The 12,975-nt window shown below is 67.4% G+C and carries 13 protein-coding genes; 8 read left to right on the top strand and 5 right to left on the bottom strand.

Annotated features, from left to right (window positions below; translation table 11 throughout):
- Positions 1–2: 2 nt before the first annotated feature.
- The 4 genes from mutT to argJ are packed head-to-tail and all read right to left on the bottom strand — an operon-like array spanning position 3 to position 3,101.
- Positions 3–419, bottom strand: coding sequence for an 8-oxo-dGTP diphosphatase MutT (gene mutT / locus AX750_RS05310; protein WP_066723831.1), 417 nt, complete (start codon positions 417–419; stop codon positions 3–5).
- On the bottom strand, positions 416–922 hold the full coding sequence (locus AX750_RS05305; protein WP_066723834.1) for a hypothetical protein: 507 nt from the start codon (positions 920–922) through the stop codon (positions 416–418). The genes mutT and AX750_RS05305 overlap by 4 nt, the downstream gene beginning before the upstream one ends.
- Positions 923–935: 13 nt before the next feature.
- Entirely contained in the window at positions 936–1,850 is a 915-nt protein-coding gene (locus AX750_RS05300) for a DMT family transporter (RefSeq protein WP_066723837.1), read from the bottom strand.
- Positions 1,851–3,101 carry a bifunctional glutamate N-acetyltransferase/amino-acid acetyltransferase ArgJ gene (argJ, locus tag AX750_RS05295; protein ID WP_066723847.1) on the bottom strand — a complete coding sequence of 417 codons (1,251 nt, stop codon included), beginning with the start codon at positions 3,099–3,101 and terminating at the stop codon, positions 1,851–1,853. It lies immediately after the preceding gene.
- A 107-nt stretch (positions 3,102–3,208) separates the two neighbouring features.
- Between argJ and AX750_RS05290 the strand changes: the two genes are divergently transcribed.
- Positions 3,209–3,460, top strand: coding sequence for a type II toxin-antitoxin system RelE/ParE family toxin (locus tag AX750_RS05290; RefSeq protein WP_066723850.1), 252 nt, complete (start codon positions 3,209–3,211; stop codon positions 3,458–3,460).
- Between the two features lie 12 nt (positions 3,461–3,472).
- Entirely contained in the window at positions 3,473–3,850 is a 378-nt protein-coding gene (locus tag AX750_RS05285) for a helix-turn-helix transcriptional regulator (RefSeq protein ID WP_066723853.1), read from the top strand.
- 77 nt (positions 3,851–3,927) lie between these two features.
- On the opposite strand, the gene AX750_RS05280 is transcribed toward AX750_RS05285, so the two are convergent.
- A complete protein-coding gene (locus AX750_RS05280; protein ID WP_066723856.1) occupies positions 3,928–4,773 on the bottom strand; it encodes a peptidylprolyl isomerase in 846 nt (281 codons plus the stop codon).
- A 358-nt stretch (positions 4,774–5,131) separates the two neighbouring features.
- On the opposite strand from AX750_RS05280, the gene secA reads away from it, so the two are divergent.
- The 6 genes from secA to AX750_RS05250 all read left to right on the top strand — a co-directional run bounded on the left by secA (position 5,132) and on the right by AX750_RS05250 (position 12,851).
- Entirely contained in the window at positions 5,132–7,903 is a 2,772-nt protein-coding gene (gene secA, locus AX750_RS05275; RefSeq protein ID WP_066723858.1) for a preprotein translocase subunit SecA, read from the top strand.
- A 283-nt stretch (positions 7,904–8,186) separates the two neighbouring features.
- Positions 8,187–9,260 carry a MaoC family dehydratase gene (locus tag AX750_RS05270; protein WP_066723861.1) on the top strand — a complete coding sequence of 358 codons (1,074 nt, stop codon included), beginning with the start codon at positions 8,187–8,189 and terminating at the stop codon, positions 9,258–9,260.
- A 154-nt stretch (positions 9,261–9,414) separates the two neighbouring features.
- The gene (gene sdhC, locus AX750_RS05265; RefSeq protein WP_066723864.1) at positions 9,415–9,810 is read left to right on the top strand and encodes a succinate dehydrogenase, cytochrome b556 subunit; all 396 of its coding nucleotides are present in this window, start codon (positions 9,415–9,417) and stop codon (positions 9,808–9,810) included.
- Positions 9,811–9,821: 11 nt separating this feature from the next.
- Entirely contained in the window at positions 9,822–10,214 is a 393-nt protein-coding gene (gene sdhD, locus AX750_RS05260) for a succinate dehydrogenase, hydrophobic membrane anchor protein (RefSeq protein WP_066723867.1), read from the top strand.
- A 4-nt stretch (positions 10,215–10,218) separates the two neighbouring features.
- Positions 10,219–12,051 (top strand): succinate dehydrogenase flavoprotein subunit, encoded by a 1,833-nt coding sequence (gene sdhA, locus AX750_RS05255; protein WP_066723870.1) that lies wholly within the window; start codon positions 10,219–10,221, stop codon positions 12,049–12,051.
- A gap of 14 nt (positions 12,052–12,065) precedes the next feature.
- Positions 12,066–12,851, top strand: a complete 786-nt coding sequence (locus AX750_RS05250; protein WP_066723873.1) for a succinate dehydrogenase iron-sulfur subunit — start codon at positions 12,066–12,068, stop codon at positions 12,849–12,851.
- Positions 12,852–12,975 lie beyond the last annotated feature (124 nt).

Here is a 12,975-nt window from a genome sequence, read left to right as displayed (position 1 = left end):
GCTCACGCCCCCAGCAGATCGATCAGATGCGGGATCAGCGGCTCGTCGGCGGGCGGCATGGCCAGCTCCCGCAGCTTGGCCGGACGGACCCATTTCAGCGCCTGCGCCTCGCGCGAGGCGACCTGCCCCTCCCAGCGACGGCAGATATAGAGCGGCATCAGCAGGTGGAACTCGGGATAGGCGAAGCTGGCGAAGGTCAGCGGCGCCAGGCACTCCTCCTTGATCGTGATGCCGAGCTCCTCGGACAACTCGCGGATCAGAGCCGGCTCGGGCCGCTCGCCCGGCTCCAGCTTGCCGCCCGGAAACTCCCACATCCCGGCCAGCGCCTTGCCCTCGGGCCGCTGGGCCACCAGCACGCGGTTGTCGGAATCGATCAGGGCGCAGGCGACGACGAGGAGAAGCTTCACGGAGGGACTCAGTAGCCGGAGAGGATGAGGTGCAGGGGTTGCGTCTCCTTACCCGTCACGGTGACACTGTCATAGACCGAGCCGCCCTCGCGCGAGAGCGCATCCTCGTCGCCCCAGATCACCTGCGTCGTCACGAAATAGTCGCCCGGCGCGACCTTCTCGAAGACGAAGCGCCCGTTCGCCTCGGCCTTGGTGGTGCGGGTGTAGTCGCCATAGGCGGGGTCGGGGTTGTCGTCGCGGGGATAGTCGCGATGGGGCACGAATTTGCGCGTGCCGTAGAAATTGGCGAAGCGCTCGCGGGCATAGGCCGTGGCCGGGACGAGGCGGACCAGCTGCCCGGCCGCATTGACGACGACGCCGCTCGGCTTGGTGCGGAAGGCATGGCCGGTGATGACGGTCGTGCCGGTCTTCCTGATGAAGGCCGCCTCCTCGACGGAGAAGGCGACGGTCGCGGGCTTGCGCTCGACGCACCCCGACAACGCCAAGGCGAGAACGATCCCCAGCCCGATCCTCATGCCGCTCGCCCCCTCAGGCAGACTTGGCCGCACGCTGCGACGTCGTCACCAGGAAGACGCCGGCGAGGATGATGCAACCGCCGAGGATCTGCCGCAACTCCAGCGTTTCCCCGAGCACGACGATGCCGAGGATCGTCGCCACCGTCGGCACGAGATAGCCCGTCATCGCCGCCCGCGTCGGCCCGGCGGCGCGGATCAGCCGCATGAACACCGCCATCGGCACAGCCGTGGCGAGCAGGCCGAGCGCCAGCATGGCCGGGACATGATCGGCCATCGGGGCGAAGGTGGCAGGACCGGCGAAGACCAGCGTCAGCACGAGCGCGACGAGTCCGGAGACGACCTGCTGCCCGAGCGCCAGCCGCGCCGGATCGCCGGCCGAGGCGGGGATGGCGCGGGCATAGAGATTGCCGATGCTGTAGCCCAGCATGACGCCGACCATGGCGAGCACGCCGAGCGCCGTGCCGCCGCCCTCGATCAGGCGCGGGCCGATCAGCAGCGCGACCCCGGCCATGCCGAGCCCGATGCCGGCCAGCCGTCGCAGGCCCATCCGCTCCTCGGCGAAGAGGAAATGCGCGAAGATCGCCGTCACCAGCGGCCCGCCGGCCTGGATCATCGCGGCCGGGCCGCTGGCGAGTTGCACTAGCGCATAGGCGACGAGGACGTTCGGCACCCAGCCATTGGTCGTGCCGAGCACCAGCCAGTGCCGGATTTCGTCGCGCCGCGGGATCGGGCTCTGGCCGAGCCAGGCGACATAGGCGGCGAGCGCCGCCGCCCCGATCAGCCCGCGCCCCGCGGCGAGCGCGAGCGGCGAGATCGCGCCGCCCGTCAGCTTGATGAACAGGAAGCTCGAGCCCCAGAAGCAGGAGCAGACCAGCAGATGCCCGAGGACGAAGGCACGGCTGGGGCTGGGGCGGGCCTGCTCGATCATTCAGGACCGGTAGTCGCCGTTGATCTCGACATAGGCCTTGGTCAGGTCGCAGGTCCAGACCGTGGCCTTGCCGCGACCGAGGCCAAGATCGGCGGTAATGACGATGTGCTCGCCCTTCATATAGGCGGAGACGGCGGCCTCGTCATAGGACGGCGCGCGGGCCCCCTGCTGCGCGACCTTGATCTCGCCGAAGGAGATGTCGAGCCGGTCGCGGTCGGCCGGTTCGCCAGCCTTGCCGACGGCCATGACGACGCGGCCCCAATTGGCGTCCTCGCCAGCGATCGCGGTCTTGACCAGCGGCGAATTGGCGATCGAGAGCGCGACCCGCTTGGCCGAGCGCGAGGAGGCCGCGCCCGCGACGCGCACCTCGACGAATTTGCGCGCGCCCTCGCCGTCCTTGCAGACGAGATGGGCGAGTTCGAGCAGCAGCGAATTCAGCGCGCGCTTGAAGCCGGACAACCGGGCATCGCCGATCTCGGTGATCGCGGGAACGCCGCGCGCCGCCGCCTTGCCCGTGGCGAACAGCATCAGCGTGTCCGAGGTCGAGGTGTCGCTGTCGACGGTGACGGCGTTGAAGGAGCCCTTCACCCCCTTGGAGAGCAGCGCCTGCAGCACGGGCGCGGCGATCGGCGCATCCGTGAAGACGAAGGAGAGCATCGTCGCCATGTCGGGCGCGATCATGCCGGCGCCCTTGGCGATGCCGGCGAGAACGACCTCATGGCCGTCGATCTTCGCCTTGCGCGAGAGCGCCTTGGGGAAGGTGTCGGTCGTCATGATCGCCTTGGCCGCGTCGATCCAGGGGCCGTCCGCGACGCGCTTGGCGCAAGCTTCCAGCACGCCCTCGAACTTGCTGGCGTCGAGGGGCTCGCCGATCACGCCGGTCGAGGCGATGAAGACCTCTTGCGGCTTGCAGCCCGCGGCCTTGGCCGCGATCTTCGCCGTCAGCGCCACGGAATCGCGGCCTTTGAGGCCGGTAAAGGCGTTGGCATTGCCGGAGTTGACGACAATCGCCCGCGCCGAGCCCTGCTTCAGGTTCTCGCGGCACCAGTCGACCGGCGCGGAGGGGCATTTCGAGCGGGTGAAGACGCCGGCGACCTGCGTGCCCTCGTCGAGCAGGGCGAGCCAGACATCGGTGCGGCCCTTGTACTTGATGCCGGCTTCAGCGGTGGCGAAGCGCACGCCCGGGACCGGCGGAACCTTGGGCTGGCGCTTCGGCGCGAGCGGGGAAACGGGAACATCCTTGCCGGCCATGGTGGCGTCTCCTGTGCGGGAGGCCCGTGTGCCGCAGGGGCGCCGCGAAGGCAAGGTCGGCCCACAACCTGTTTCCTTGTCCATAGCGATATGCTATAGTTTCCGACATGCGGCGGATCGTCTACCAGACGAAGGCATTGAGGGCCTTGCGCGCCCTACCGATCGGGACGGCGGCGCGCATCCGAGGCAAGATCGAACAATATGCGGAGGCTCCCGCGAGTCTGGCTACGAATGTCCGAAAGCTTCAGGGGCGTGACGGCTATCGCCTGCGGATCGGCGATTATCGCGTCATCTTCGATGAGGACGGCGCCGTCCTCGACATCCTCGATATCGGCCATCGAAGCCGCATCTACGACTGAGGAGGACAGCATATGGATGAGGGATTCGAGGTCATCGTCCGACCCGGCGGAGAGCGGATGATCGTGGTTCCGGAAGCGACGTTCGAGCGGCTGCGCGACGCTGCCGAAATGGCCGAGGATGTGCTGGCCTATGACGAGGCCAAACGCCGTCTCGCCGCGGGCGAGGAGGAGTTCGTCCCCTCCGCCATGGTCGATCGCATTCTCGCGGGCGAGAACCTCGTGCGGGTCTGGCGAGAGCATCGCGGGCTGACCGTCAGCGCGCTGGCGGAGATGGCGGGCATCGCCCAGCCCTATCTCTCGCAGATCGAGACCGGGAAGCGCGAGGGCACGCTGCAGACGATGAAGAAGATCGCCGGGGCGCTGCGCGTGAAGCTCGACGATCTGGTCTGAGCGTGCCCCAGGCCATGAAAAAGGCCCGCGCGGCGGCGCGGGCCTGATTGGTCTCGATCAGAAGGCCGAAGCCGGCCTCAGGGCTTCTTCGGCTCGGCCGGCGTCGGGGTCGCGGGGGCGGCCGGCTGGTCGAGACGCTCGACCTTGGCCTTCTCGCGCAGCGCCAGGATGATGTCCTGCTGCGCCTTGCGCTCGAGATACTGGTCGATCTGCGGCTTCACCATCGCGAAATCGGGCAGCGGCTTGGTCCGCTTGTCCTCGAGCTTGATGACGTGCCAGCCGAACTGGCTCTTCACCGGCTCCGAGACCTGACCCTTGTTCAGCTTGAAGGCGGCCTCGGCGAATTCCGGCACCATCCGGTCCTTGGTGAACCAACCGAGGGAACCGCCCTCCTTGCCGGAGCCCGGATCCTTGGAGAGCTCGGCGGCGACCTTGGCGAAATCCTCGCCCTTCTTCAGCCGCTCGGCCACCGCCTTCGCCTGGGCCTCGTCCTCGACGAGGATATGGCGGGCATTGATCTCCTCTTCGGGAGCCATCGCCTTGGTGGTCTCGTCATAGAGCTTCTTGGCCGCCTCCGGCGTCGCGGCCTTCTTGCCCTCGGCGGTCAGGTACTGGTCGAGCAGCACCTTCTCGCGGAAATAGGCGAGGCGGGCGGCGAAATCCGGCCCTTCGGCCGTCTTGGCCGCGATCGCGGCGCGGGCGCCGAGCTTCAGATCGACGAGATAGTTGATGACCTCGTCGCGCTTGCGCTCCTCGGGGAGCTGCGCGAGGCGCTCGCCCAGATCCTCGGTGGCGAGTCCGATCTCGCGCTCGGTGATGGCGATACCGTCGACCTTGGCGACGACCTTGTCCGCCTGCGCGAAGACCGGCGTCGCGAGCAGCACGAGGCCGAGCGAAACCATGCCGAGACGAGACACCTTCATGGGAACTGCCTTCTTGCGGGGATGAGAGCGAACCTTGCGTTCGCCGGTGCACTGCCAGTTGAACGCGGCAAAGGCAAGGCACGAAAGGCGCCATCATCGTCGCTTCACGAAGCTTTGCTGCGGCACTCCCCCGGCTGCCGGAGCCTGGACTTGGAAGATCCCGCAGCCAACCCTACATCCGGGCGGTCCGCGCGGGTTCGTACCGCGCTGCGCGCCAACGGCGTGCGGCGCCGCAAGGCAATGCTGGACCCCGCCTTCGCGCGCGTCTAAACACGCCGTCGCATTGAGAATTCAGGTTCCGGCTGGACGCGGCGCAAGGCCGGCGCGGCGCCGGAGCCACACCACCGAAAGGCCGACCATGCTTGGCGCGCTCGCAAAGAAACTCTTCGGCTCGTCGAACGATCGGCGCGTCAAGGGCTACGGCTCCCGCGTGGCCGCGATCAACGCGCTGGAGAAGGAGGTCTCGGCGCTGAGCGACGAGGCGCTCCAGGCCCGGACCGCCGCCTTCCGCGAGCAGCTCGCCAAGGGCGCCAAGCTCGACGATCTGCTGGTTCCGGCCTTCGCGACCGTGCGCGAGGCGGCCAAACGCGTGCTCGGCCAGCGGCCCTACGACGTCCAGCTCATCGGCGGCATGGTGCTGCACGAGGGCGCCATCGCCGAGATGAAGACCGGCGAGGGCAAGACCTTGGTTGCCACCCTGCCGACCTATCTCAACGCGCTGGAAGGCAAGGGCGTCCACGTCGTCACCGTCAACGACTACCTGGCCCGCCGCGACGCGGAATGGATGGCGAAGCTCTACAACTTCCTCGGCCTCAGCGTCGGCATCATCGTCCACGGCATCGACGACGAGGAGCGCCAGCGCGCCTATGCCTGCGACATCACCTACGGCACCAACAACGAATTCGGCTTCGATTATCTCCGCGACAACATGAAGTATGACGTCGCGCAGATGAGCCAGCGCGGCCACCACTTCGCCATTGTCGACGAGGTCGACTCGATCCTGGTCGACGAGGCGCGCACGCCGCTGATCATCTCCGGCCCGCTCGACGACAAGTCGGACCTCTATGTCTCGATCGACAAGGTCCTGCCCGGTTTGGTGAAGGGCGATTACGAGGTCGACGAGAAGCAGCGCGCGGTCTCGCTGACGGAGGCCGGCAACGAGCATATCGAGGAGCTCCTGCGCGAGGCCGGGCTGCTCAAGGAGGGCGATCTCTACGACGCTCAGAACGTCACCCTCGTCCATCACGTCAACCAGGCGCTGCGCGCCCACACCCTGTTCACGCGCGACAAGGACTACATCGTCCGCGGCGACGAGGTTGTCATCATCGACGAGTTCACCGGCCGCATGATGCCGGGGCGGCGCTATTCGGAAGGCCTCCACCAGGCGCTCGAGGCCAAGGAGCGGGTCACCGTCCAGCCCGAGAACGCGACGCTGGCCTCGATCACCTTCCAGAACTATTTCCGGCTCTATTCCAAGCTCGCCGGCATGACCGGCACGGCCGCGACCGAGGCCGACGAGTTCTTCCAGATCTACAAGCTCGAGGTCGTCGAGATCCCGACCAACGTCCCGGTCGCGCGCAAGGACGAGGATGACGAGGTCTACCGCACCTTCGAGGAGAAGGTCCGCGGCGTGATCCGCGAGATCAAGGCGGCGCAGGAGGCCGGCCAGCCGCTGCTCGTCGGCACGACCTCGATCGAGCGCTCCGAGCTGATCGCCGAGATGCTGGAGAAGGACGGCTTCAAGCTGATCGATTTCACCGATCCCAAGGCGCTGGAGCCGATCTACGAGGCGGCCCGCCAGGGCAAGCCCTCGCGCGCCTTCGCCGTGCTGAACGCCCGCTTCCACGAGCAGGAGGCCTATATCGTCGCCCAGGCCGGCGTGCCGGGCGCCATCACCATCGCCACCAACATGGCCGGCCGCGGCACCGACATCCAGCTCGGCGGCAATGCCGAGATGCGGATCGCCCATGATCTCGCCGGCATGGAGGAAGGGCCCGAGCGCGAAGCGCAGGCCGCCCGCATCCGCGCCGAAGTGGCCGATTTCAAGCAGCGGGTCCTCAAGGCCGGCGGGCTCTACATCGTCGGCACCGAGCGGCATGAGAGCCGCCGCATCGACAACCAGCTGCGCGGCCGCGCCGGCCGCCAGGGCGACCCCGGCCGCTCCAAGTTCTTCCTGTCGCTGCAGGACGACCTGATGCGGATCTTCGGCTCGGACCGTATGGACGGCATGCTGACCAAGCTCGGCCTCAAGGAGGACGAGGCGATCGTCCATCCCTGGATCAACAAGGCGGTCGAGAAGGCGCAAGGAAAGGTCGAGGCGCGCAACTTCGACATCCGCAAGAACATCCTGAAATACGACGACGTCATGAACGACCAGCGCAAGGTCGTCTTCGAACAGCGCCGCGACTTCATGCGCCAGGCCAGCGTGCGCGAGACCATCGACGACATGCGCCAGGGCGTCGCCGACGATCTGGTGACGAGGCACATCCCCGAAGAGGCCTATCCCGAGCAGTGGGACACCGCCGCGCTCAAGGAGGGCGTGCTGCAGTTCCTCAATCTCGACCTGCCGATCGAGGAATGGGCCAAGGAGGAAGGCATCGCCGACGCCGAGCTGCGCGAGCGCATCCGCAAGATCGCCGACGAGGATTATGCCGCCCGCATTGCCCGCAACACCGACGAGGTCATGACCTATGTCGAGAAGCAGGTGCTGCTGCAGACGCTCGACACGCTCTGGCGCGAGCATCTGGTCACGCTCGACCATCTGCGCCAGGTCATCGGCTGGCGCGGCTATGCCCAGCGCGACCCGCTGAACGAGTACAAGCAGGAGGCCTTCGAGCTGTTCGACGGGCTGATCGGCCGCCTGCGCGAGCAGGTGACCGGCAATCTGATGCGCATCGAAGTCCGCTTCGAGCAGCCCGAGGACACCGCCCCGCCGGCGCAGGACACGCTGCCGCCGCCCTTCGGCGGCTACGGCCCGGGCGGGATGCAGTTCGCCGCGCTGGAGGCCGATACGGCCGTGCTCGAGCGCAACCCGGCCGACCCCGCGAGCTGGGGCAAGGTCGGCCGCAACGAGCCCTGCCCCTGCGGCTCGGGCAAGAAGTACAAGCACTGCCACGGGCAGTATATCTGAGGCGCCCGGTGCGCCTCTGCCGTCCTTTCCGGGGCGCGCTGCAGGCCCGAGCCAGCGTTTCGCTCAGCCCTCATCCTGAGGAGCGCTCGCAGAGCGCGTCTCGAAGGATGCTCCAGATCGTTCCGGAGCCTGCTGACGCATCCTTCGAGACGCCGCTGACGCGGCTCCTCAGGATAAGGGCCAAGGGCTTGAACGACCGTGCCCCGCCCTTCGTCGCATCCGCGCGGGCTGGACGGCGCCGCCCATCGCAGCGCACAATCGCGCGCAGCCAGCGAGCGAGCCCATGCCCGGATCGACCCAGAACCCCGTCCCGAAGACCAGCGCCGGGCGCTTCTTCGAGGATTTCCACCTCGGTGACGTGATCGTCCATGCGACGCCGCGCACGGTCACGGCCGGCGACGTCTCGCTCTACACCGCGCTCTACGGGCCGCGTTTCGCGGTGCAGTCCTCGAATGCCTTCGCCCAGGCGATCGGCTATCCCACGGCCCCGGTCGACGACCTCCTCGTTTTCCACATCGTCTTCGGCAAGACGGTTCCGGACGTCTCGGTGAATGCGGTCGCCAATCTCGGCTATGCCGACGGACGCTTCCTGAAGCCGGTCTTTCCGGGCGACACGCTCTCGACCACCTCGGAGGTGATCGGGCTGAAGCAGACCTCGGCCGGCGATGCCGGCATCGTCTATGTTCGCTCGATCGGCCGCAACCAGCATGGCGAGATCGTGCTGAGCTATGCGCGCTGGGTGCTGGTGCGCAAACGCACGCCCGGCACGCCGGCCCATGCCGAGCAGGTGCCGGAGCTACCCAAGGCGGTGCTGCCGGAGGAACTCGGCGAGGGCTGCCCGCCGCTCGATCTCTCGGCCTATGACGACGCGCTCGCCGGCAGCCGCTTCCGCTGGGGCGATTACGCGCCGGGCGAACGCATCGACCATGTCGACGGCATGACGGTGGAAGAAGCCGAGCACCAGATCGCGACCCGGCTCTACCAGAACACCGCCAAGGTCCATTTCGATGGCCACGGCGCCCGCTCCACCCGCTTCGGCAAGCGCCTGATCTATGGCGGCCATGTCATCAGCCTGGCCCGCGCGCTCTCCTTCAATGGGCTCGGCAACGCCTTCCACATCGCGGCGCTGAACGGCGGGCGCCATGTCGCGCCGCTCTTCGCCGGCGACACCGTCTTCGCCTGGAGCGAGGTGCTGGAAGTGGCTGAGCTGCCCGGCCGCGAGGATGTCGGCGCGCTGCGGCTGCGGCTGGTCGCGACCAAGAACCGCCCCTGCGCCGACCACCCGTTGAAGACGGGCGAGGGCTACGATCCCGACGTCATCCTCGATCTCGACTACTGGGCCCTGCTGCCGCGTTAGCGATTCTGTAACCGCTGACAGATTCTGTATTCTGTCACCACGCTGTCGTCATGCCGCATTGCAGCGGCGGAGTGGTTTCGATAGACAGCCAGACACTCTAGAATGATCCCAAATGGATAGGCCCGTCCCCGGGCGTTTCCCACGGAGAACGATCTTGGCCGAGATCAAACAGGCGGCGCGTCCGCTCTCGCCGCATCTGCAGATCTATCGCTGGTCCTGGACGATGGCGATGTCCATCGCCCATCGCGCCACCGGCGTCGCGCTCTATGCCGGCACGGTGCTCATCGCGGCCTGGCTCGTCGCCGCCGCCTCGGGCCCGGCCGCCTTCGACACCGCGCAGGCGATCGCGGGCTCCTGGTTCGGCCGCCTCGTCCTGTTCGGCTATTCCTTCGTGCTGCTGCACCACATGGCCGGCGGCGTGCGCCATTTCATCTGGGACATGGGCAAGGGCTACGACCCGCAGACCCGGATGAACCTGGCGAAATACAGCGTGGTCTTCTCGGGCGGGCTGACCCTGCTCGTCTGGATCGTCGCTTTGGCCGTGCGCTGAGGAGAGAGCCGATGCAGTCCCACTCCTCGCTCCGCACCCCGCTTTCGCGCGTCCGCGGCCTCGGCTCGGCCAAGTCCGGCACCGGCCATTTCTGGCTGCAGCGCATGACGGCGGTGTCGAACCTCGTCCTGACGCTGATCTTCCTCGGCATCGTGATTTCGCTCGCCGGCAAGCCCTATCCGGCGGCGCTCGCCATTCTGTCGCACCCGCTGGTGGCGATCCTGATGCTGCTTTTCGTCGTATCCGGTTGCGTGCACATGCGCATCGGCATGCAGGTCATCATCGAGGACTATGTCCATGGTGAGGGCGCCAAGATCGCGGCCGTAATGGCCAATACCTTCTTCGCGATCGCGATCGGCGCGGCTTGCGCCTATGCGGTGCTGAAGCTGTCCTTTGGAGGCTGATCCGATGGCGATCACCAAGTCCCGACAGGCCCCGGCCTATACCGGCCAGGCCTATCCGATCACCGACCACACCTTCGACGTTGTCGTGGTGGGCGCCGGCGGCGCCGGGCTGCGCGCCACCGTCGGCTGCTCGCAAGCCGGCCTGCGCACGGCCTGCATCTCCAAGGTGTTCCCGACCCGCTCGCACACCGTCGCGGCCCAGGGCGGCGTCGCCGCCTCGCTCGGCAATATGGGCAAGGACACCTGGCAGTGGCACATGTACGACACCGTCAAGGGGTCGGACTGGCTCGGCGACCAGGACGCGATCGAGTATCTCGTCCGCAACGCGCCGGCCGCCGTCTATGAGCTCGAGCATTGGGGCGTGCCCTTCTCGCGCACCGAGGACGGCAAGATCTACCAGCGCCCCTTCGGCGGCATGACCACCGAATTCGGCGAGGGTCCGCCGGCCCAGCGCACCTGCGCCGCCGCCGACCGCACCGGCCACGCCATGCTGCACACGCTCTATGGCCAGGCGCTGCGCTACAACACCGAGTTCTTCATCGAGTATTTCGCCATCGACCTCATCATGGATGAGGACGGGCATTGCCGCGGCGTGGTCGCGCTGAAGATGGACGACGGCACGATCCACCGCTTCCGCTCGCAGCAGACGATCCTGGCGACCGGCGGCTATGGCCGCGCCTATTTCTCCGCGACCTCGGCCCATACCTGCACCGGCGACGGCGGCGGCATGGTGCTGCGCGCCGGCCTGCCGCTGCAGGACATGGAGTTCGTGCAGTTCCACCCGACCGGCATCTACGGCGCCGGCTGCCTGATCACGGAGGGCGCCCGCGGCGAGGGCGGCTATCTCACCAATTCGGAAGGCGAGCGCTTCATGGAGCGCTATGCCCCCTCGGCTAAGGACCTCGCCTCGCGCGACGTCGTCTCCCGCTCGATGACGATGGAGATCCGCGGCGGCCGCGGCGTCGGCAAGAACAAGGACCACATCTACCTGCATCTCGACCATCTCGACCCGAAGATCCTGCACGAGCGCCTGCCCGGCATCTCCGAGAGCGCCAAGATCTTCGCCGGCGTCGACGTCACCCGCGAGCCGATCCCGGTGCTGCCGACGGTCCATTACAACATGGGCGGCATCCCGACGAACTTCCACGGCGAGGTGCTGACCAAGGTCGACGGCAATCCCGACACCGTGGTGCCCGGCCTGATGGCGATCGGCGAGGCGGCCTGCGTCTCGGTCCACGGCGCCAACCGCCTCGGCTCGAACTCGCTGATCGACCTCGTGGTGTTCGGCCGCGCCGCCGGCCTGCGCTGCGCCGACACGGTGACGGCGGGCGAGAAGCAGCCCGAACTGCCGAAGAACTCGGCCGATCTCGCGCTGTCGCGCCTCGACAAGTACCGCAACGCCGCAGGCGGCACGCCGACCGCCGACCTGCGCGGCCGGATGCAGCGCACGATGCAGGACAACTGCGCCGTCTACCGCACCGGCGAGACGCTGGAAGAGGGCCACAAGCTCATCCACGAGGTCTGGGCCGGCATCACCGACATCGGCACTAAGGACCGCTCGCTGATCTGGAACTCGGACCTGATCGAGACGCTGGAGTTCGACAACCTGATCACCCAGGCCGTCGTCACCATGGACTCGGCGCTGAACCGCCCCGAGAGCCGCGGCGCCCATGCCCGCGAGGACTATCCGAACCGCGACGACAAGGACTGGATGAAGCACACCCTGTCCTGGATCGACGACGAGAAGCGCACCGTCACGCTCGACGACCGCCCGGTCCACACCTACACGCTCTCGAACGACATCGAGTACATCAAGCCCAAGGCGCGGGTGTACTGAGGACGATTTGACAGATGGCCGAATTCAAACTCCCGCAGAACTCCCGCCTCGTCGAGGGTAAGACCTGGCCGAAGCCGGCCGGGGCCGCCAAGCTGACCGAGTTCAAGGTCTATCGCTGGAGCCCCGACGACACCGAGAATCCGCGCACCGACACCTATTTCGTCGACCGCGAGGATTGCGGGCCGATGGTTCTCGACGCGCTGATCTGGATCAAGTCCAAGATCGACCCGACGCTGACCTTCCGCCGCTCCTGCCGCGAGGGCATCTGCGGCTCCTGCGCCATGAACATGGACGGCAAGAACGGGCTCGCCTGCACCACCGGCATCGACGAATGCGGCTCCAAGGGCCGTGTCGCGATCTACCCGCTGCCGCATATGCCGGTGATCAAGGACCTGGTGCCGGACCTGACCCAGTTCTATGCCCAGCACGCCTCGATCGAGCCCTGGCTGCAGACCACGACGCCGGCGCCCGAAAAAGAGTGGAAGCAGGGCCGCGAGGACCGCGAGAAGCTCGACGGCCTCTACGAGTGCATCCTCTGCGCCTGCTGCACGACGTCCTGCCCGAGCTACTGGTGGAACGGCGACCGCTACCTCGGCCCGGCAGCCCTGCTGCAGGCCTATCGCTGGCTGATCGACTCACGCGACGAGCAGACCGGCGAGCGCCTCGACAATCTCGAGGACCCCTTCCGGCTCTATCGCTGCCACACCATCATGAACTGCGCCAACGCCTGCCCGAAGGGTCTGAACCCGGCCAAGGCGATCGCGGAGGTCAAGAAGATGATGGTCGCGCGTCAGGTCTGAGCCGCCAAAAATCCGCGAGCGCGGCCGTCTGACGCGACGGACGTCGTCTCAATAAAAGGCACGCCCTTTCCGTCATGGTCGGGCTTGTCCCGACCATCCACGTCTTCGACAGTCGAGCCCTGTG

The organism is Methylobacterium sp. CCH7-A2, assembly GCF_001557075.1.
GTDB classification, from domain to species: domain Bacteria; phylum Pseudomonadota; class Alphaproteobacteria; order Rhizobiales; family Beijerinckiaceae; genus Allobosea; species Allobosea massiliensis.
Note: the sequence above shows the minus strand (reverse complement) of the source record. Positions and strands in the feature narration are given on the sequence as shown.